A 19,421-nucleotide genomic window follows, 5' to 3' on the forward strand; every position below is an offset into this window, starting at 1 on the left:
GTATGACCCGAGAATATTCATGGACCGTAAAGGGGGGCAGGGTGTTAGGCCCTGCCCCTTTTCTTATTGCTGGTATAGTCAACGTAACTCCTGATTCCTTTTATGATGGAGGCAGGAATTTCGATCCCCGAAATGCTATCGCACATGGTCGACTGCTGGCTGAGCAGGGCGCCCATATCCTTGATGTGGGCGGTGAGAGTACAAGGCCATTTGCCGATCCTGTTTCTGAGGCTGACGAGCTGGCCCGCGTTATCCCGGTGATACGAGAACTTGCCTCAGATTACGTTGTGTCCGTCGACACGGTTAAGAGCGTAGTTGCCCGCAAGGCCATTGAAGCAGGGGCCAGTATCGTGAACGATGTCTCGGCATTCTCTCAGGATCCGGAACTTCTGGAAGTAGTGGCGGAATTAAAACCCGGCTACGTGCTTATGCACAGTCAGGGATCACCGGAAAAGATGCAATTATCTCCGCATTATGATAATGTCCTTGAAGAGATTTTGACATTTTTTAAAAAAAGTCTTGAAAAACTGGTGAAATCCGGCTTACCGGAGAATCGTATAGTGGTTGATCCGGGTATAGGATTTGGCAAGACTCTGGAGCATAATCTGGATATATTGCGGAATATTGACCGGATTATGGAGCTGGGTTTTCCAGTATACATGGGGCTTTCCAATAAGTCCCTCTGGGGAAAGTTGCTGGGACTTGAACCCGATAAGCGCCAGAATGCCACTCAGGCGGCCACGGCAGTGCTGGCGGCGCGTGGGGTTCCCATTCACAGGGTGCATGAGGTCGGGCTGACGAGTCAGACATTGAAGATCGTACAGGAGATAGGCGGGGCGGATTAATGTTCGAGCTGTGGGGCTTTCAAATTTCCTGGAAAGAGCTGCTGGATATAGGTCTGGTAGCCGTAGTCTATTTCTATGTGATTCTGCTGGTCCGCGGAACCCGCGCAGCAGCGGTTATCTGGGGGCTTATGCTCCTGCTGCTGGTATATTATCTGTCCGATGTTTTCGGCCTTTACACCCTGAACTGGCTGCTCACCAACTTTCTTGGTTCAATTTTTCTTGTCATTATTGTGTTGTTTCAGCGCGACATCCGTAAAGGTCTGGCCCAGATGGGAGCAGGCCGGTTGTGGAGTAAAAAGGATTACAATCTGGAAGTCCTTGATGAGATCTGTTCAGCTATGGATTCCATGGCCCGGCAGAAAATCGGCGCACTGCTGGTTGTCCAGAAAAATGTCCCGCTCGGAGACATTATCGAAAAGGGTGTCGAGATAAATGGCCGGGTCAGCAAGCAGCTTCTCATAAATATCTTCTGGCCGGATACCCCCCTTCACGATGGGGCTGTGGTCGTAAATTCCGATAAAATTGTGGCAGCGTCATGCATTTTGCCGCTTGCTCAGGTTTCAACCCGCCAGTCTTCGATCGGGACCCGGCACCGCGCCGCTCTCGGTATAAGCGAGGAGACTGATGCTGTGGCTATTGTCGTTTCCGAGGAGCGGGGGACAATTTCTGTCGCCATTGGCGGCAAACTGACTACCAGTCTGGATATTGTCCGCCTGAAGCGTGTTCTTAAAAACGTATTTACTTAGAATCCAATATGTCTGCACAACGCTGGAAAATAGCCGCACTGGCCCTTATGATGTCTCTGTTGACCTGGTATCTGGTTACCGGGCGTGATCTTGTTGAGACATGGGTCGAGTTTCCGCTTGAAATCATCAATCCGCCGCAGAACATGATCATCCGCAGCGGTATGATTACCAAGGTCTCCGCAAGATTGAGGGGGCCGAAGGGGCTGATCCGCAATCTGGATACAAAGAAGCTGGCCTATTCTCTTGATACAAGTAAACTTGTCGTCGGCAATAACCCCATTGATATTGTCCCGGAAAGGCTGGGACTCGGAAGCGCCCTCGAAGTGGTGGAGATCAAGCCTTCGCATATCAATCTGGTCATGGATATGTACGTGGACAAGAAGGTGGCGGTAATCCCTACATGGAAAGGGGACCTGCATAAGGATTTCACCCTCAAGACGGCGTCCAGTGACCCTGAAGAGGTTGTCCTGCGCGGTCCGGCATCGATCCTTGACAAGGTTGGCCAGATACGTACCCAGACCGTAATGCTCGATACAAATACTCCGGAGATCTGGCAGGGCGAAGTCCCGCTGCATCTTCCGGAAGCAGTGGAGTCAACTCCGGGTATGGTCAAGGTCAACCTTGAATTTACCGTGCGTAAGGGCAAGATGTGGGTTAAGGTTCCGCTTTATATTTTAGGACCGGAAGATGTTGACTTCTCAGCCAGCCAGAATTACGTCAGGCTGCTTGTGGAAGCTCCTAAGCCGTTCTTCCGTGAGAATGATTTCAGAAACGATATAATCGCCTCCATAGATCTTAATGCAACTATTCCCGAAGGCGATAACCTTGTTCCATATGAAGTAAGTCTGCCCAGTGGATGCAGCATTACCAAGAGAAAGCCGGAGCAGATAACCGTAACCATATCCAGGCAGGCAGTTCCATCGCATTAATGCAGGAATTGTCTTTCCTTTTGGAGATTTATAATGAGTAAGCGTTTGTTTGGTACTGATGGCCTTAGAGGACAGGTCAATATTTTTCCCATGACTGCTGAAATTGCATTGCGTCTGGGACTTGCAGCCGGATCATATTTCAGGAACGGCAAACAGCGCCACAAGGTCATAATCGGCAAGGACACCCGTCTTTCCGGCTATGTTTTTGAGTCTGCACTTACTTCCGGGCTCTGCGCCATGGGAATGGATGTTTTTCAGGTCGGCCCTATGCCCACCCCGGCAGTATCCTTTCTTACCCGGAATATGCGCGCAGATCTCGGTATAGTCATTTCTGCATCTCACAATCCCTTTATGGACAACGGGATCAAATTTTTCGATTCCAAGGGCTACAAGCTGCCTGATGATGTTGAAGACGATATATCGGCCATGGTGCTGTCCAAGGACACCAACTGGGATTATCCGCAGGCGGAGAAAGTCGGCCGTGCCTTCAAGATTGAGGATGCCCGCGGGCGTTACATCGTATACCTCAAGTACAGCTTCCCTCAGGATATGACTCTTAAGGGAGTGAAGCTGGTGCTGGATTGCGCCAACGGAGCCACCTACAGCCTCGGCCATATGTTTGAAGAACTTGGTGCAGAGGTAGTAAAAATTGGTAATAAGCCGGACGGCCTGAATATCAACGACAAGTGCGGCTCGCTTTATCCGGAAGTCATGGGCCAGCGGGTGGTGGAAGAAAATGCGGACATCGGCCTGGCACTTGACGGTGACGGCGACCGCCTGATTGTTGTGGACGAAAAGGGGCAGGTTCTTGACGGAGACCAGATAATGGCTCTTTGTGCAGCAGACCTGATGGAGCGTGGTTGCCTGACCAAGAATATGCTTGTTGCCACGGTCATGAGTAACATGGCTCTTGAAAATTTCATGAAGGAACGCGGCGGTGTGATGCTCAGAACTCCTGTAGGAGACCGTTATGTGGTTGAAGCCATGCGCCGCGAAGGAGCCATTCTTGGCGGAGAACAGTCCGGTCACCTTATTTTCAGGGAATACAGCACAACCGGTGACGGACTGCTTGCAGCGTTGCAGTTATTGCGTATAATATGTACAAAAAACAGACCTCTTTCCGAGCTTTCGGGGCTGCTTGAGCTTTATCCCCAGAAACTGCAGAATGTTCACGTCAAACGGAAGATTCCTTTTGAAGACGTTCCTGCGGTTCAGGATGCACTCAAACAGGTGGAGCATGAACTCGCCGGCAAGGGCCGTGTGCTTCTGCGTTATTCCGGTACCGAGTCTGTGGCCAGAGTCATGGTTGAAGCTGAAGACAGTGCCAAAGTTGAACTTTACACTTCCGGTCTTGCGAAAGTTCTGGAAGAGCATTTACGCTAATAATTCTTTCAGTCGTTCTGCAGTACACTGAATCTACCCAAGGAGTCTTAATCGATGGTCATCAAGAAAGTTATTATTCCGGTTGCCGGATGGGGAACCAGATCTCTGCCTGCAACCAAGAACATACCCAAGGAGATGCTTCCCATCTTCAAGAAACCGGTAGTTCAGCACGTGGTTGAAGAGGCAATGTCCAGCGGACTTACTGATGTTGTGTTCATCAACAACCAGAATAAGAAGATCATTGAAGACCATTTCGATTACAACCTTTCGCTCGAAGACGTGCTTGAGCGCGGAGGGAAAACAGAGGCTCTTGCCGAAGTCCGCAAGGTCGCCGAGATGGTAAATATCATCTCCGTGCGACAGAAAAAACAGCTTGGTCTCGGCCATGCAGTTCTCTGCGCCAAAGAAGTCTGCAAGAACGACCCGTTCGCGGTAATGGTAGGTGATGACCTCATGTTCGGCCTTGAGCCGGGCATCAAACAGCTTATTGATGCTGCCCGCACCGAAAACATGGCTGTGGTGGGTGTCATCGAGGTCCCTGCCAACAAGGTTAACCGGTACGGAATCATTCAGGGCGAGGAATTCGCTCCTGGTATGTACCGCGTTCGTTCTCTTGTGGAGAAACCTGCAATTGGGCAGGCTCCTTCCAGACTGGCTATCGTCGGTCGTTATGTTCTTCTTCCGGAAATCTTTGACCATCTTGAAAGGGTCGAGCCCGGTGTGGGTGGAGAAATTCAGCTTACAGATGCACTGCAGGGACTTGCCGAGAACAACAAGCTTCTGGCAGTAAAACTGCGCGGCCAGAGGTTTGACGCCGGGGACTGGGTGGATTACCTTACCGCAAACATCTACTTTGCTCTTCAGGACGAAGAACTTCGTGAGGATGTTGTATCCAGATTGCGGGAGCTTTTGTCTTGTTCTTAGAGAAATTTAATAAGTTTATTGTATTTTCAGTCCTTGCCGCGAGTCTGCTTTTCTGCAGCCCGGCAAGGGCTTTTTTTCCGTCCGATGAGGAAATCAATGACATAATGTACCAGAAATACGGTGCGCTGACTTCCTATGAGGCGGTCTTTACATTTCCTTCAGAACCGGGAACCAGCCTGACAATCCGCCGTGGGCATGACCATTGGCAGCAGGAATTCAGAAGTAGCCCGGACACCAACTCCACTGTTGCAGCCCGGAATATCGGTCAATACTTCAAGACCGTTACTCAATGTCCTGCAGACGGCAACATGCCCGTTTCAGTTCTGCAGATCTGGGCACCGGAGGATCCGGTAAGTGACTGGATATCTATTGGAATGACCAACTCAACCAAGAGTTACGGCTTTCACGAAGACATCCCTGTGTTTGTTTTTGGTGCCGAATCCGGAGACGAAAATTCTCCTCAGATCCGCTTTGATAATGAAAGTTTTGCTCCATTGAAGATTGTTCTCGGTGCAGGTCGGACTGTGACTTTCGGATCCTATTCGAAGTTTGCCGGATTCATGCTTCCGCATAGTGGAAGTTTTAAGGTCGGTGAAGAGGTCATGGAATTCAGGATTGAATGGAAGGAAATCCGTAACAAGTTTTCCCCTTCATTGTTTTCAGCTGCCGGGCTTAAGAAACAGACCGGATGCAGTATTCCTTCCGGACCTGTTTATGACGTGCTTGAAAAATGCCTTAAGCTTAAGCTGAAGGATAGATAATGACAGTTCTCTGGCAGGCCTGCCTCGCCAGTCCGCCTTATTCGATATACACATACGAAGCACCCGCTGCCCTTCCTGATCTGACGGAAGGGCAGCGGGTGCTTGTTCCCTTGGGACGGTCCGTGCGGGTGGCTTTTTTGATTGAAACAGTCGATTCCGCTCCGGACGGCGTTGAACTAAAGTCCATCATCTGGCCTCTTGAAAAAGAGCCGCTTCTAAATTCCAGCCATTTCAAACTTTATCGCAATATCGGTGCCCGCCAGATGCAGCCGCTTGGCAAAGTTCTGGAAAATGTCGTTCCCGCCCGTTTCCGCAGTGCCCGTGTCTCTTTTCGCATTGCAGACAGGGCTTTTCCGGGCCGCCTGAAGGGAATGGACATAGCACGCCTTCCCGAGGATAAACGGATGGAGCTTGTGGCCATTTATAATGATGGACGCATGAGTGTTGTACTGCCGTCTGCCATCGAAAAGGAAGAGTATGTCAGCCTGACTGCCGATCCACCGTGGCCTGTACGTCCGAATGCAGCAAGGCAGTTGCAGATTCTTGAATATCTTTATGAAAACGGGCCGCGCGAGAAAGGTTTTCTCAAGAATATTATGGGAGACTGGACGACCGGCGTAATTAACAAGTTACATTCGGATTCGCTGGTCAAGATCGGCCCGCCGCCGGAAGAGGAGCGGAGTCCAGCTGAAAAATGTGCGGTAGGTTCCCCCGGATGGGATTTTTCCCCTACGGAACAGCAGGAACAGGCCATTTCCACGTTACTTGAAGCTCTTGAGTCAGGAAAGAGCACGGTCAAGCTTCTGCACGGCATTACCGGGTCCGGAAAAACTCTTGTGTACATGACCGCTGCCCGCCGTTGCATGGAGCAGGGGCGGTCGGCGATAATTCTTGTTCCTGAAATTGCACTGGCCTATGCTCTTTGGAACAGTGTCTGCCCCTTGTTTCCGGATGCACGCAAGTATCTTTACCACGGCTACCAGACTCCTGTGCGCAAGGAGGCTATTTTCCGCACACTTGCCGAGGATTCCAGCCCGGCATTGATAATAGGAACACGCTCGGCTCTGTTTTTGCCCGTCAGAAATCCCGGTCTTATTATCGTGGACGAGGAGCATGATGAATCCTACAAGCAGGAGGAACGGATGCCGTATCAGGCCAAGGAGGTTGCATACTTCCTTGCCCATATGACCGGCAGTCTGCTTGTTCTCGGTTCTGCTACACCAGACATCAAGACTTTTTATGCCGCCGAGCAGGGGGCCTTTGAAGTAATTTCCATGGAGAAGCGGGTCGGTGAGTCCGTTCTGCCGGCAGTGCGCATAGTGGATACTTCGGCCATAAAGAACCCGGAGCAGCCTTTTTCGCCGGAAACCGAGGCGCGGCTTAAGGAAGTTGTGGAAAAGGGCGAGCAGGCCGTTGTAATGCTCAACCGTCGCGGTTTTTCCCCTCTTATCTATTGTACCGATTGTGAAGAGCCGTTCAAATGTCCGCTCTGCAATGTCAGCATGACCTATCACAAGGCCAGAGAGCGTGTAATCTGCCATTATTGCGGGAATGCCTATCATTTTCCGTTGCCATGCTCTACCTGCGGCGGCAGTAATCTTATGCCTCTGGGCGGCGGCACGGAGCGGCTGGAGGAACAGGTGACCAAGGCCCTGCCGCAGGGAACGAAGATCCTGCGTATGGACCGCGATTCCACGCGGCGGCAGGAGCGGCTTGACGAGATTCTGAAGAGCTTTGCCCGCGGAGATGCACAGGTTCTGGTCGGGACTCAGATGCTCTCTAAAGGGCACAATTTCCCCGGTGTTACGCTCGTAGTTGTTTCCGAGGGGGACCTGGGACTGAACCTGCCGGACTACCGCTCTGCCGAGCGAACCTTCCAGTTGCTGGTTCAGGTTTCCGGCAGGGCCGGACGTGGTGAAAAGCCCGGCGAGGTTATCATTCAGACCCGTAACCCGGACAATCCTATCTGGTCCGCAGTTACATCCGCTGATTACAAGACCTTTTTTGCTAGGGAAATAGAGAAACGTAAACGGTTTCGTTATCCGCCATTTACCAAGTTGACGCTGATCAGGATCAGCTATCCGCTGGAGTGGGAGGGAGAACCGCTTTGTCCTCAATTCTTCAGTGCTGTGCGCGAAGCGGCCAAGGAGGCCGGAATAATGGCCATGGGACCGGTTCCTGCTCCTCTGGCGCAGCTGCGGGGTCGCAAGAGATTCAACTGTCTGCTCAAATCAGATGATTGGATGAAAACCCGTGAACTCTATGCTCAGATGTTGCGGCTTAATCCGGACAAGAAAAATATCAGGATCACAATGGATCTGGACCCTGTGAATATGCTCTAGTCTTGATATTTAAACAATGTCTGGTTTCGGCGGATCTGTAGGGCTGATTTAAGTTCGTCGACACCTTTTGCAGTTGTCGTTTTCTTAATGAAAAAAGATCGCAGTGTTTTTTTTACACTGTGATCTTTTTTCGTAGGCAGGCATTACGGTGCAGTAGGCGAAGCCTTGTTAAAAGTTTTTTGGGGAAAGGGGAGTCCAGAGATCTGCCGGAGGCATCCCCATAAAATTTAAGTGCTAATATACCGGATTTTTATGCCAGCGGTAGGCTGTTTCGATTATCTCACGCAGATCTGTGTAGCGGGGTTTCCATTTTAGTTCGGCGAGAGCCTTGGAGCTGTCAGCAACGAGTCTGGGAGAATCTCCTGCTCTGGCGGGCTCGAAGTCGAATTCAATTCTGTGCCCGATGACATCTCCTGCAGCTTTGAGCACCTCAAGAATGCTGAACCCCTGCCCGTTTCCGAGGTTGAAACAGTGGCTGCCCGGATTTTGGGCCATGTACACCACCGCAGCAAGATGGGCGCTGCATAGGTCGAGAATGTGTACATAGTCGCGTACGCAGGTACCGTCTGGCGTTGGGTAATCACTGCCGAATATTTTGAGCCTGCGACCCTTGTCGATGCTGCTCAGCAGAATGTTGGGTATAAGGTGCGTTTCTGGATTGTGGGCCTCGCCGATGGTTCCGTCCGGGTGTGCTCCGGCTGCATTGAAGTAGCGGAACCGCACTGAATCCATCCCGTAGGCTGTAGCGTAATCCTCAAGGATTTCCTCCACGAAAAGTTTTGATCTTCCGTACGGGTTGAGCGGCGAAAGCGGATGTGTTTCGGTAATAATATCCATGACAGGGTCACCGTAGACTGCTGCTGTGGAAGAGAATACGAAACGTTTAACTCCGTGTTTGTGCATGGTCTGCAGCAGATTAAGTGTCCCGGTAACGTTGTTCTCATAGTAGTCAAAGGGTTTTTCCACGGATTCGCTGACCACGATGAGAGCTGAAAAATGAAAAACAGCGTCGTAATGTGTCCCTTTGAAGGCGGCATCAAGGTCTGCGGGGTTACGCAGGTCGCCCTGGATGAACCTGCCCCATTTCAGGGCCTCTTTGTGTCCGGTGGAAAGGTTGTCGAAGATGGTGACTTCGTGTCCCGCCTCGGCAATCATTCTGGCCATGTGTGATCCTATATATCCGGCCCCGCCGCATACCAGCAGGGAAAGCTTCCCGTTCAGTGTCATTCCTTATCCCCCGAAGTTTGTTATATTTGATTTCAGGCAAAGCAACTATTTCCCAAATTGATCGGTTTGTCGAGATTGCAATTTGTCCGATATGATTTTCATATGCCATGAACAGTTGTTGTGATGGTTGATGATCTGATACAGTAGGTGATTGATGAAGAGTCCGGGGGTTAATTTTAATTCCTTCAAAAAAGAGGATACTACTTTGCTGAAAAAAATATTTACGCTGACCTTGCTTGTTGTCGGGTGCTGGTGCTGTTCTGCTTTCGCTGCCGGGGAACGGGTTGTTTTTTATCCTAACGGCGCTGATTTTACCGGAAAGGAAACAGTTTCGATTGAGAAAGACGAGAATGGTGAGTTTGTCGTGTTCACCCTTTCAGGGCAGGCCGTCCCCGAGACATTCACCATTGCCGCTCTTACTGACGGGGTGGCTGTTAACGATGTTTCGTGGAGCAGGAGCGATTTATCCCGTTCTCCTGCCGCGCTTGATCTGGGTAAGAAGATTGATCAGCTGAAGCTGAAACTTGCCACGCTGATGTCTGAGAAACAGGCCGTGGAGGGCGGCATCGCCTTCTGGCTGGAGAGGGGAAAGGCGCAGGACACCAAGACTGCCGACCTTGATAAAATTTCCGGAATGGTGGTCGGAAATCTTGCCCGGTTGTATGAAAAAAACGTCGGTCTTGATGTTAAAATCAAGGAAACCGCTGACCTTGTGGCTGAACTGGAACGTAAGCTTGGCGAAATAAGCGGTTCGGATAAGGCTGTATGGGAGGTCAGGGTTTCCGTTGATGCTGGTGGAGCTGACAAAGCCGGATTCAGGATAGGCTACATGCTTCGCAATTGCGGATGGACCCCTAAATACAAGCTTGATGCCTTCCCGGATGCCAAAGCAGTAAAGTTTACCTTTGAGGCGGAAATAAATCAGGGCAGTGGTATGGACTTCAAAGGTTGTGACATCGCTCTGGCCACGGTGAAGAAACAATCCCGCATCGCACCTCCTGAGCTGGAGCGTTGGGTAATTGAACCCGAACCGGAATACCATCCGGAGCCGATGGCAAAGATGATGATGGATGAGTCAGTTTACATGGAAGCGGCCGTTGCTCCGCGAAATGTTTCCGCAACCGGCGCTGCCCGCCGGGTAAGCAAGGCGACGTATTCCCTGTGGGAACTGGGCCGCAAATCCATTCCGGCCGGTGTTACTCGGAAATATGCTGTTGAATCCGAGAGCTGGAAGGCTGACTTTACTTTTCTTGCGCGTCCTTCTTTGACACCGGATATCTTCGTTTCTGCAAAGTCCGTCTTAGGGACCGCACGCGACTATCCGGCTGGACCAGCACTGGTTTTCATGGAAGGAACCATGATAGGGAAGCAGTCATTTATCTTTTCCGGAAAAGAAAAAGAGATGTTTTTCGGCTCAGATCCGATGCTTAAAGCGGAACGTAAGATCCTGGAAAAACAGTCCGGTGAAAAGGGTTTGTTTGGTTCCAAGCAAACTTTCAACTGGAAGTACCTGATCGAGCTCAAGAACAGTCGCAGCAAGCCGGTGGAAGTACTTGTTCAGGAAGCAGCTCCTATTTCAGGGGATAAGCGTATCAAGCTTGAAATAGCTGCAAAGCCGCAGGCTGAAATCAAGGATGACAACTTTGAATGGCAGATTGAAGTTCCTGCTGGCGGTGAGGCCTCTGTAGAGTATGGTGTGGGTATGAAAGCTCCTGACGACATGAGGCTTGATCTGGGAATTGGACGGTAACCACGTAAAGCCGATAAAGTTAAAGGCCCTGCTTTCGATGAAGCAGGGCCTTTTTTATGCTTCTGTCCCGTCCTGATATAGGTCCTTTGGGTGTAAATCTACTTCAGGACGGGACACAATAAAAATAAAAGGCCGCAACAGAGTGGAGTTGCAGCCTTTAAAAGGATTCTGTCTCTGTTAATTAGAAAGTATAACCCAGAGTCAGGCCTACGATGTGGGTAACGGAATCTTTGGTGGTGGTATCAAGGATACCGGTGCTGGCTGCTCTTGCTTCAATGTTACGCTCTTTCATCCAGAGGTACATGTAGGAAGCATCAACAGTGAAGTTCTCATAGTTCCAGCCTAAACCGCCGGAAACGATTTGACGGTCATTGGTGGGCAGCATGTAGTCTTCATAACCTTTGCGGATAGGGCTCTGGTCGTATACGTAACCGGTGCGCAGCGCAAGGCTTTCGATGGGCTTGTATTCAAGACCAACCTGGAATCTCCAGACATCTTCCCACTTTTTCTGGACAGTTACGGAGTTGGCTCCAACTGCATTGGTGTTTTCGAATTCATAGGTGAGTTCGCTGTAATCACTCCACTGAGACCAGATTGCGTCGGCTTCAATGCTCAGGTTATCCAGAATGTCGTAAGAAGTACCGAAGAAGAACATGTGCGGAGTTTTCATGCCCATGGTGACGTCGGTGTCATTGTAGAAAGCTGTTGTCACACCTGCAGGACGGTCATAAACAGCCTTACCATCGGCCTTGTGACTCATCTTGCTGCGCCAGGAGAAACCAATGGCCCATTTATCTGTAGGGGTAATGCGAAGACCGACGTTACATCCTGGTGTAAAGCCATCAACTCTGATGGTCTGGTCAACGTCAGCTGCTGTGGTATTGGGGTCATATACGCGGCTGGCATCAATTTTCTTTCTCAGGTCAGCCTTGACGTACATGAATTCGAGACCCGCAGCCACAGATACATATTCGTTGAATTTGTATGCCAGGTTGGGGTTGATGGAATAACTTTCAATCGTGGTATCGTAGGAAGAATACCTGCCCTGCCAGTTTTCGCTGTAGCTTGTTCCAAGTCCGTATCTGGTAAATGCTCCTACGCCCAACCATAAGTTATCATTAATCTGGTGGGTAATATATGCGTGGGGAACTACGAAAATTTCTTCTTTAACGGAAGTATCCGTGTCAACACCGCCATAAGAGGTTGTCAGTGTGTTCTTGGGAGCAATAGCAGATGCACCGACAAGAGTATGTGTACCTTTAAGCTGTGTAATGCCTGCGGGGTTCCATGCAATAGCAGAAGGGTCATCTGCTTTGGCGATCATTGCGCCACCCATTGCATCACCTCTTGCGCTCCATTCGTAGAGAGCGAATCCGGCAGCTTCTGCTTTGCTGCCAATTCCCGGGACAATTGCGAGTCCCCCCAGTATCATGAGCATGCACAACCACACTCTAAAACTAGCCTTCATAAACACTCCTTCATAAATACTGAAATGCGTGCGACCCGTATGTTAAATTGCAGGTCTCCCCTCACTGAAATAGTGTTTACTGACTATCTTGAATGTTAAACTATGTAAAGTACATTTAACGCAAATGTAAATGCTTGTTAAAATAATCTTCGTATATTCAGAGACATTAACTAATCATGCGCGTGTGTATGTATAATGTGTAAATATACTATCTTAAAAAATAATGCTTCAACATATGTTCATGTAGCTCGTTTTGCTTTGTTTATGCGTGTTTCGTGTGCAATTATGTGTGATAAAATATGTATTTTGTTTGCAATAATATACACACAACATTGTTCTACTTTAGAAAATTTCCTGTATATTGATATTTTGCTTAATGATGTTTTGATTAATGCGCTAAAAACAAAAAAGCAGCCGTGAAATACAGCTGCTTAATTGTTATTAATGTGAAAGGTATTGTTTTAACGCATAAAATAGGCCAGATATTCCTGATTTCCCTTCGGACCTTTTATGCTGGACGGAACCAGACCTTTAAGTTGCAGGCCAAGTTCTGAAGAAGCAAAGCTTACAATCATGTTAACAGTCTGCTGTCTGAGGGATTCGTCTCGGACGATGCCTTTATCAGTCTGGCCCGGGCCGACTTCAAATTGTGGCTTGATAAGGCAGACAATTTCTCCGGAGTCCTTCATGAAACGAACAAGGGCAGGAAGAATCTTGGTCAGGGAGATGAAGGACACATCGCAGACAACCAGATCCACCTTTTCGGGTATCAGGTCTTCTTCCGCGTGGCGCAGGTTGACCCTTTCCAGATTGGTGACCCGCTCATCCTGCTGCAGTTTCCAATGAAGTTGTCCATAGCCAACATCAGCAGCATAGACGCGGATGGCTCCGAATTGAAGCATGCAGTCGGTGAATCCTCCAGTGGACGCTCCTGCATCTAGCGCGACCTTACCTTTCGGATCAAGACCCAGTTCTTCGATAGCCGTAAGCAGTTTGTAACCGCCGCGGCTGACAAAGCGATCCCGTCCTTTGACTACTATTTCAAGGTCAGGATCAAGCTGCATCCCGGGTTTGGTTATCGGAATTTTCTGCCCGTCCTTAAGGTAATGGGCCTGTCCGGCCATTATGATGCGCTTGGCCTGCTCACGGCTCTCTGCAAGATCCTGAGCAAACAGCATCTGGTCGGCGCGCTCCTTCTTCGCCACTTATTTTTTCTCCAGCCCGAGCATGGAAACAACATTATCGGCTGCTTTGGAGATGTATTCCGCTTCGGAAAGCTTTTCCTTTTCGCTGCCTTCGATCACGAGTTCAGGCTTATTGGCTCGTGAAGGATCAGGGATTACTTCGTATTCGGCAGGGAACTGGTTCTGGTAGTACATGTCCTGGAAGCCGACGAATTTGAGCTGATGGGCGGTTGAGTCGAGTACAGCGCATTCGTTTTCGCTGATCAGGCCGAGTTCTTTTGCCCTGATGAGTCCGGCAAAGCACTCTCCGCCCTGGGTACAGGCGATGTGGCCGTGGGCGTTGGCAAGAAGCATGGAGTCCATGATCATCTGTTCGGAGACCTGAACTACCTGAAATGCCTTTTGGCCGCCGATGGCTTCGAACTTTTCAGCAAAGTGTTTAACGCGCGGGAAGGAGACAGGGTTACCAATCATTGCAGCTTGTGCAACGGAAGGCTGTACCTTGACCGGCTTGTATTCGCGTTCGTTGGGATCCTCTACGGAGTAGTAACGGTAGACCGGGTCTGCATGTGCGGACTGGACTCCGAATACTCTGGGCAGTTCATCGATGATTTCCAGCTCGTAGAGCTTGAGGAAACCGGCCATGATAGCAGTGATGTTACCAGCGTTACCGATGGGCACGAAGATGCACTTGTCTTTGAGATTCCAGTCGTACCACTGGGCAACTTCAAAGGCATAGGATTCCTGTCCGAGGATTCTCCATGCGTTCTTGGAGTTGAGCAGGGCAACGCGGTAGTTGTCTGCGAGGTGCTCTACTACTTTCATGCAGTCATCGAATACGCCGGGGACTTCAAGTACCTTTGCTCCGCTTCCAAGAGGCTGGGCGAGCTGCTGCGGGGTAACCTTGCCCTGAGGCAGGATAACTACGGATTTAACAGGACCGTCCATGTAGGATGCGTAAAGGGCGGCAGCGGCGGAAGTGTCACCGGTGGAAGCACATACGGTCAGGATTTCATCCCAGTCGTTCTTGTTGAGCAGGGCATTGATGTAGCTGAATGCGCAGGCCATGCCTCTGTCTTTGAAAGATGCGCTGGGGTTCTGGCCGTCGTTTTTATAGGCGGTCTTTACTCCGGTGACATCGTTGATGGTTTTGCTGGAAGCAACGATGGGTGTGTTTCCTTCACCGAGGTAAAGAATTTCGTTTTCTTCCATGACCGGGGCGAACAGTTCATAGAACCGGAAAATTCCGCGTAGACTGTCATTTTTGGTGGCAGCTCGGGCATCGAATATTTCGCGCCACTTTTTGCCGCTGGTCTTCTTGAGTTCGTCGAAGGTCAGGTCTTCCAGAATGAAAACGGAACCGCATTCGGGGCAGGTGTAGTGCAGCTCGTTGATGTCGTATCTGGCACCGCAGCCCAGGCAGTGATATTCCATTTTGCCACGATATTCAGGGAACTTGTTAGCAAGACTCATTGCTTCCTCCGCAGAAAAGTTTGGTTTGTATGCCTCCGGCGGCCAGAGGGGAAACTTTTTGGAAAAGTTTCCCCTCTGGACTCCCCTTCAAAAACTTTTAACAGGGCTTCGCCGCTGGAGACGTTTAATACGCTGTAATCAATGAAATGCCGTCCCCATGTAAATCAGCGGGGAATTATGTTTTATTAAAGTGACTTACTTTGCTTCACTGATGGTTGTCCATACAGAGATGTGAAGACATATTAAAAAAATTGGGATTCTTAAAGCCTTTTCAAAGGGTTTAAGCCCCCCGCAGGGTCGCCGAAGGCTAATTCAATACAATCAAAAGCGCAGAGCGCATCAAATTCTAAAATTATGCAGGCCAGATGCGGGGCATGCTCATGGCGAACATCCATACACCGAGGCTGATTTTGATGGCCATGCCGAAGGCTTTGCCCCAAAAGGCTCCCCATGCGGAATGCCTTGCTTCCTCAATTGTTCTTCCATGTGTAAGTTCAAGAGCAAAACAGCCGCCGAATGAGCCCAGAAGGGCTCCGGGCAGAGCGCCGAGTCCGAATAAAAATGGTGCTCCAAGTATAGCTCCACCAATAGCGCCGATGAATGCTCCTATGTTGCCGCGGCCGGTTGCACCGTATTTCTTCCCGCCGAAGTATTGGGCCACGAATTCGAGAATTTCACCTGCAAGGGCTATCGCACCGAGTATCATGACGAAATTCCAGGTCATGGCTTCAGGCTGATACAGTTTCCAGCCTGCTACCAGCGCAAGAACCAGCCAGTTTGCAGGCAGCCCGAAAATGTGCAGGGCCAACGAACAGAACATAAGCAGGATCACCAGCACTGCCAGTGCAGTAATCATTATTTAGTCCTCTTCGTCTCTAAGGTCTACAACGCGTTTGGCCTTACCTTCAGTTTTCGGGATAGAGTTGTGCTGTACCAGCTCCACTCGTGGGGTGATGAGGATTTCATCCCTGAGCATGGAAGAGATTTTCTTCTGGATTCCCTGAAGGGCACGCATATCTTCAACGAAAAACTCTTCCTTGATTTCGACTTTGACCCTGATCTGGTCCATCAGGCCTTCCTTGAAAAGCTCAATGACGTAATTGTGACCGACTTCGGGGATTCCCATAATGATTTTTTCGATCTGCATGGGATAGATGTTTACGCCCTTGAGGATGAGCATATCGTCAGCGCGGCCCATGATGCGGTCAATGCGGCGAGATGTACGTCCACATTTGCACTCTCCGGGCAGGAAGCGGGTAAGGTCACGGGTGCGGTAACGGATGATCGGCATTCCTTCGCGTGTAAGGGTGGTCATGACCAGTTCGCCTATCTCGCCCTCGGCAACGTGTTCACCTGTTTCAGGATCAATTATTTCGGCGATGTAGGAATCCTCCCACACGTGCATTCCGTCCTGCTCAGTGCATTCGAAGGCGACTCCAGGGCCGTTCATTTCGGAAAGACCGTAGGAGTTGTAGGCCTTGATGTGCATCATCTCTTCAATTTTGCGTCTGGTGTGCTCGGTATGCGGTTCCGCACCGATTAGTGCTATTCTCCAGGGCATGTCAGCAGGATCAAATCCTTCTTCACGAACTTTTGCTGCGAAGTAGAGTGCAAAAGAGGGGATGATGTGCATGGCTGTCACGTTGAAATCGCGAATCAGCTTGATCTGGCGCTTGGTGTTTCCTGCACCGGCGGGAACGGTCAGGCAACCCAGTCGTTCGGAACCGTAGTGAATGCCGAGGCCACCGGTAAAAAGGCCGTATCCGGACATGTTCTGGAGCACGTCGGAGCGTCTGAGGCCGACAGCATACATGGAGCGGGCCATAAGGTCGGCCCAGGTATCGAGGTCTTTCTGGGTGTAGAAGACGGCTGTGGGGGTTCCGGTGGTGCCGGAAGAAGCGTGCAGGCGCACGAATTCATCAATTGGCTTGGTCAGCAGACCGTAAGGGTACTGGGATCTGAGGTCGTCCTTGCTGGTGAAGGGCAGTTTTTTTATATCATCAGCTGATTTGATGATCGAAGGGTCGATGTTGTTCTTTTTGAAGACTTCACTGTAATACGGAGAGTTGGCCGCCTGCTCGATTGTTTTCTTCAACCTTTCAACCTGGAGTTTTTCCAGTTCATTTCTTTCGAGGGTTTCGGCATCATGGAAATACATATTTACTCTCCGTATAGATGTTAACAGTGATTCACGTCATAAATATGTTTCCGTTTATTCGTTTCCATATTCAGACGGGTAGGGCTCGGCAGCAAGGTTTTCAAAAGCCGTATAGCTGCCGAAAAAGGCCAGTTCGACAATCCCGGTGGGGCCGTTACGCTGCTTGCCGATAATGACTTCCGCCTTGTTGTTGAGCGGTTTGTCCTCTTTCTTGTTGTAGAAATCTTCACGATAGAGAAAGAGAATAATATCGGCGTCCTGTTCGATAGCACCGGATTCACGCAGGTCCGACATCATGGGACGTTTGTCGGTGCGTTCCTCAACTTTTCGGTTGAGCTGTGACAAGGCGATGACAGGGATGTTGAGCTCTTTTGCCAGAGCCTTGAGGGATCTTGAAATATCGGAAATTTCCTGTTCACGGGAATCGGTCCGCGCACTGGAACGCATGAGCTGGAGGTAGTCGATCATGACCAGCCCGAGGTTGTGCTGGGATTTGAGCCTGCGACAACGCGCTCTCAGTTCCATGGTGGAAATCGCTGGGGTATCATCAATAAAGATGGGGGCTTCTGTCAAGTCCTGAGCTGCATCATATAGCTTTGCCCAGTCCTCGTCGTCCAACTGTCCGGTTCTCAAGCGCGAAAGATCCACCTTGCCGTGGCAGGCTAGCATACGGGTCATGAGCTGACCCATAGCCATCTCAAGGGAAAATACGGCAGTAGTCACCCCGGCATGGAGTGCTGCGCGCATGGCTACGTTCAGCGCGAAGGCTGTTTTACCCATACTCGGACGTCCGGCGATGATGATCAGGTCAGAGTTCTGAAGTCCTGCGGTCATCTCGTCGAACTTGTGGTATGTGGTGGTTATACCGGTAACCAGCGACTTTTGGGAAACCCTGTTTTCGAGCTCCTGAAAAACGTCCTTGATCAGCTCCTTGCTGCCTTTGATGGTGGTGTTTTTCTTGGCATCGGTGATTTCGAAGATGGCCTGCTCGGAATGGTCGAGCAGTTCCTTGACGTCCTGTGCTTCGAAGCTCTCATTGATGATTCCTGCGGCAGTGTCGATCAATTTGCGCTGTATTGCTTTTTCAGCAACAATTTCCGCGTGATATATGGCGTTGGCGGAGCTGACTACTGAGTTGGCCAGCTCGGCAAGGTATACGGGGCCGCCTACACTGTCGATTCTCTGGCCGGCGGTCAGGTATTCATTGACCGTAACAAGGTCTATGGGAGCGTTTTTGGAATAGAGGGCTTCGAAGGCTCGGAAAATTTCCCTGTGGGCAGGGGAGTAGAAATCGTCGGAATTGATAATATCGACGAGATCGTTGAAGATGGTGTTGCTTAAGAAAACCCCGCCGAGAACAGCCTGTTCGGCTTCGAGGTTGTGTGGGGGGACTTTACGCAAAAGATCGGACGAAGCGTCGTTAGACGCTCCGCCCGATTTATAGTCTGAGCCCGAATTATGCTTCTTCGGTTTCTGCATCAGCAGCAACTTCTTCTGCAGGCTCTTCAACGGGTGCGCCAACTTTGGCAACAACCACTTTCACTTCACCGCGAACTTCGGGGTGGAGTTTGATTTCGACGTCGTATGCGCCGAGAGAACGGATCGGATCAACCAGCAGGATCTTTCTGCGGTCAATGTCGAAGCCCAGTTCTTCAAGGGATTCAGCGATGTTGGAAGCGGTAACGGAACCGTACAGCTTTTCGCCTTCTCCAACGCGTACTTCGATTCTGACTTCAGCTTCAGCAAGTCTGTCTCTGAGGCCTTCAGCCTGGGTGCGCAGGTTGTCTGCCATTTCCTGAAGCTTTCTTTTCTCAAGTTCAAACTGCTTGAGGTTGGCTTCGGAAGCAGGCATGGCAAGTCCCTGAGGAATCAGGAAGTTGCGGCCATAACCGGCCTTGACGGATACGATTTCCCCAAGGCGTCCAAGAGCGTCTACATCGGCACGTAAAATAAGTTTCATATCGTCCCCCTAGATGCTCTTTTTCTTTACGTCGGTGCTGTGCACGGTGGTGTAAAGCATGAGAGCCATCTGTCTGGAACGCTTGATTTCAGTGGTCAGACGACGCTGATGCTTGGCGCAGGTACCGGTGATTCTGCTTGCAATGATTTTGCCGCGCTCGGTCACGAAGTCCTTCAGGATGTCAGGACGTTTGTAATCGAGGGGAAGGTTCTTGTCTGCGCAGAAACGGCAGAATTTCCTTTTGGGGGTGAATTTCTTCTTGAATGCCATG

17 protein-coding genes are annotated in these 19,421 nt (G+C 50.3%); 8 read left to right on the forward strand and 9 right to left on the reverse strand.

What is annotated here, in order from left to right:
- Positions 1-2 precede the first annotated feature (2 nt).
- From folP to priA, 7 genes are read left to right on the forward strand one after another with little or no spacing between them, the layout of a single operon-like run.
- Positions 3-845, forward strand: a complete 843-nt coding sequence (gene folP / locus N7E73_RS17280; RefSeq protein ID WP_432736169.1) for a dihydropteroate synthase — start codon at positions 3-5, stop codon at positions 843-845.
- The gene (gene cdaA, locus N7E73_RS17285) at positions 845-1,591 is read left to right on the forward strand and encodes a diadenylate cyclase CdaA (protein WP_432736170.1); all 747 of its coding nucleotides are present in this window, start codon (positions 845-847) and stop codon (positions 1,589-1,591) included. Before folP ends, cdaA begins: the two co-directional genes overlap by 1 nt.
- 8 nt (positions 1,592-1,599) lie before the next feature.
- Complete coding sequence (locus N7E73_RS17290; protein WP_432736171.1) at positions 1,600-2,520, forward strand: CdaR family protein; 921 nt, start codon at positions 1,600-1,602, stop codon at positions 2,518-2,520.
- A 33-nt stretch (positions 2,521-2,553) separates the two neighbouring features.
- Positions 2,554-3,903 (forward strand): phosphoglucosamine mutase, encoded by a 1,350-nt coding sequence (gene glmM, locus N7E73_RS17295; RefSeq protein ID WP_432736172.1) that lies wholly within the window; start codon positions 2,554-2,556, stop codon positions 3,901-3,903.
- A 54-nt stretch (positions 3,904-3,957) separates the two neighbouring features.
- On the forward strand, positions 3,958-4,827 hold the full coding sequence (gene galU, locus N7E73_RS17300) for a UTP--glucose-1-phosphate uridylyltransferase GalU (RefSeq protein ID WP_432736173.1): 870 nt from the start codon (positions 3,958-3,960) through the stop codon (positions 4,825-4,827).
- A complete protein-coding gene (locus tag N7E73_RS17305; protein ID WP_432736174.1) occupies positions 4,818-5,588 on the forward strand; it encodes a hypothetical protein in 771 nt (256 codons plus the stop codon). The genes galU and N7E73_RS17305 overlap by 10 nt, the downstream gene beginning before the upstream one ends.
- Entirely contained in the window at positions 5,588-7,930 is a 2,343-nt protein-coding gene (priA, locus tag N7E73_RS17310) for a replication restart helicase PriA (RefSeq protein ID WP_432736175.1), read from the forward strand. The genes N7E73_RS17305 and priA overlap by 1 nt, the downstream gene beginning before the upstream one ends.
- 234 nt (positions 7,931-8,164) lie before the next feature.
- Here priA and galE read toward each other — a convergent pair whose 3' ends face one another.
- Entirely contained in the window at positions 8,165-9,157 is a 993-nt protein-coding gene (gene galE / locus N7E73_RS17315; protein ID WP_432736176.1) for a UDP-glucose 4-epimerase GalE, read from the reverse strand.
- A gap of 205 nt (positions 9,158-9,362) precedes the next feature.
- On the opposite strand from galE, the gene N7E73_RS17320 reads away from it, so the two are divergent.
- Entirely contained in the window at positions 9,363-10,907 is a 1,545-nt protein-coding gene (locus N7E73_RS17320; RefSeq protein ID WP_432736177.1) for a DUF4139 domain-containing protein, read from the forward strand.
- Between the two features lie 181 nt (positions 10,908-11,088).
- Here N7E73_RS17320 and N7E73_RS17325 read toward each other — a convergent pair whose 3' ends face one another.
- From N7E73_RS17325 to rpsR, 8 genes are all read right to left on the reverse strand, one after another.
- On the reverse strand, positions 11,089-12,375 hold the full coding sequence (locus tag N7E73_RS17325; protein ID WP_432736178.1) for an OmpP1/FadL family transporter: 1,287 nt from the start codon (positions 12,373-12,375) through the stop codon (positions 11,089-11,091).
- Between the two features lie 461 nt (positions 12,376-12,836).
- Positions 12,837-13,580, reverse strand: coding sequence for a TlyA family RNA methyltransferase (locus tag N7E73_RS17330; protein WP_432736179.1), 744 nt, complete (start codon positions 13,578-13,580; stop codon positions 12,837-12,839).
- A complete protein-coding gene (gene thrC / locus N7E73_RS17335) occupies positions 13,581-15,032 on the reverse strand; it encodes a threonine synthase (RefSeq protein ID WP_432736180.1) in 1,452 nt (483 codons plus the stop codon).
- A 352-nt stretch (positions 15,033-15,384) separates the two neighbouring features.
- Positions 15,385-15,888 (reverse strand): DUF456 domain-containing protein, encoded by a 504-nt coding sequence (locus N7E73_RS17340; protein ID WP_432736181.1) that lies wholly within the window; start codon positions 15,886-15,888, stop codon positions 15,385-15,387.
- 3 nt (positions 15,889-15,891) lie between these two features.
- Positions 15,892-17,190, reverse strand: a complete 1,299-nt coding sequence (locus tag N7E73_RS17345; protein ID WP_432736182.1) for a phenylacetate--CoA ligase family protein — start codon at positions 17,188-17,190, stop codon at positions 15,892-15,894.
- 54 nt (positions 17,191-17,244) lie between these two features.
- Positions 17,245-18,669: a replicative DNA helicase gene (gene dnaB / locus N7E73_RS17350; protein ID WP_432736183.1), complete on the reverse strand. Its 1,425-nt coding sequence runs from the start codon at positions 18,667-18,669 to the stop codon at positions 17,245-17,247.
- Positions 18,647-19,150, reverse strand: coding sequence for a 50S ribosomal protein L9 (gene rplI, locus N7E73_RS17355; protein ID WP_432736184.1), 504 nt, complete (start codon positions 19,148-19,150; stop codon positions 18,647-18,649). Before rplI ends, dnaB begins: the two co-directional genes overlap by 23 nt.
- 9 nt (positions 19,151-19,159) lie before the next feature.
- Positions 19,160-19,420, reverse strand: coding sequence for a 30S ribosomal protein S18 (gene rpsR, locus N7E73_RS17360; RefSeq protein WP_432736185.1), 261 nt, complete (start codon positions 19,418-19,420; stop codon positions 19,160-19,162).
- Between the last annotated feature and the right edge of the window lies 1 nt (position 19,421).

The organism is Maridesulfovibrio sp. FT414 (assembly GCF_050916235.1).
Classification (GTDB): domain Bacteria; phylum Desulfobacterota; class Desulfovibrionia; order Desulfovibrionales; family Desulfovibrionaceae; genus Maridesulfovibrio.

What these genes read in the sequence shown, in the direction of transcription:
- N7E73_RS17325 (WP_432736178.1), bottom strand. Translation starts at nt 12,375, where the DNA reads ATGAAGGCTAGTTTTAGAGTGTGGTTGTGCATGCTCATGATACTGGGG.
- priA (WP_432736175.1), top strand. Translation starts at nt 5,588, where the DNA reads ATGACAGTTCTCTGGCAGGCCTGCCTCGCCAGTCCGCCTTATTCGATA.
- N7E73_RS17290 (WP_432736171.1), top strand. Translation starts at nt 1,600, where the DNA reads ATGTCTGCACAACGCTGGAAAATAGCCGCACTGGCCCTTATGATGTCT.
- N7E73_RS17345 (WP_432736182.1), bottom strand. Translation starts at nt 17,190, where the DNA reads ATGTATTTCCATGATGCCGAAACCCTCGAAAGAAATGAACTGGAAAAA.
- folP (WP_432736169.1), top strand. Translation starts at nt 3, where the DNA reads ATGACCCGAGAATATTCATGGACCGTAAAGGGGGGCAGGGTGTTAGGC.
- cdaA (WP_432736170.1), top strand. Translation starts at nt 845, where the DNA reads ATGTTCGAGCTGTGGGGCTTTCAAATTTCCTGGAAAGAGCTGCTGGAT.
- rplI (WP_432736184.1), bottom strand. Translation starts at nt 19,150, where the DNA reads ATGAAACTTATTTTACGTGCCGATGTAGACGCTCTTGGACGCCTTGGG.
- rpsR (WP_432736185.1), bottom strand. Translation starts at nt 19,420, where the DNA reads ATGGCATTCAAGAAGAAATTCACCCCCAAAAGGAAATTCTGCCGTTTC.
- galE (WP_432736176.1), bottom strand. Translation starts at nt 9,157, where the DNA reads ATGACACTGAACGGGAAGCTTTCCCTGCTGGTATGCGGCGGGGCCGGA.
- glmM (WP_432736172.1), top strand. Translation starts at nt 2,554, where the DNA reads ATGAGTAAGCGTTTGTTTGGTACTGATGGCCTTAGAGGACAGGTCAAT.
- dnaB (WP_432736183.1), bottom strand. Translation starts at nt 18,669, where the DNA reads ATGCAGAAACCGAAGAAGCATAATTCGGGCTCAGACTATAAATCGGGC.
- galU (WP_432736173.1), top strand. Translation starts at nt 3,958, where the DNA reads ATGGTCATCAAGAAAGTTATTATTCCGGTTGCCGGATGGGGAACCAGA.
- thrC (WP_432736180.1), bottom strand. Translation starts at nt 15,032, where the DNA reads ATGAGTCTTGCTAACAAGTTCCCTGAATATCGTGGCAAAATGGAATAT.
- N7E73_RS17340 (WP_432736181.1), bottom strand. Translation starts at nt 15,888, where the DNA reads ATGATTACTGCACTGGCAGTGCTGGTGATCCTGCTTATGTTCTGTTCG.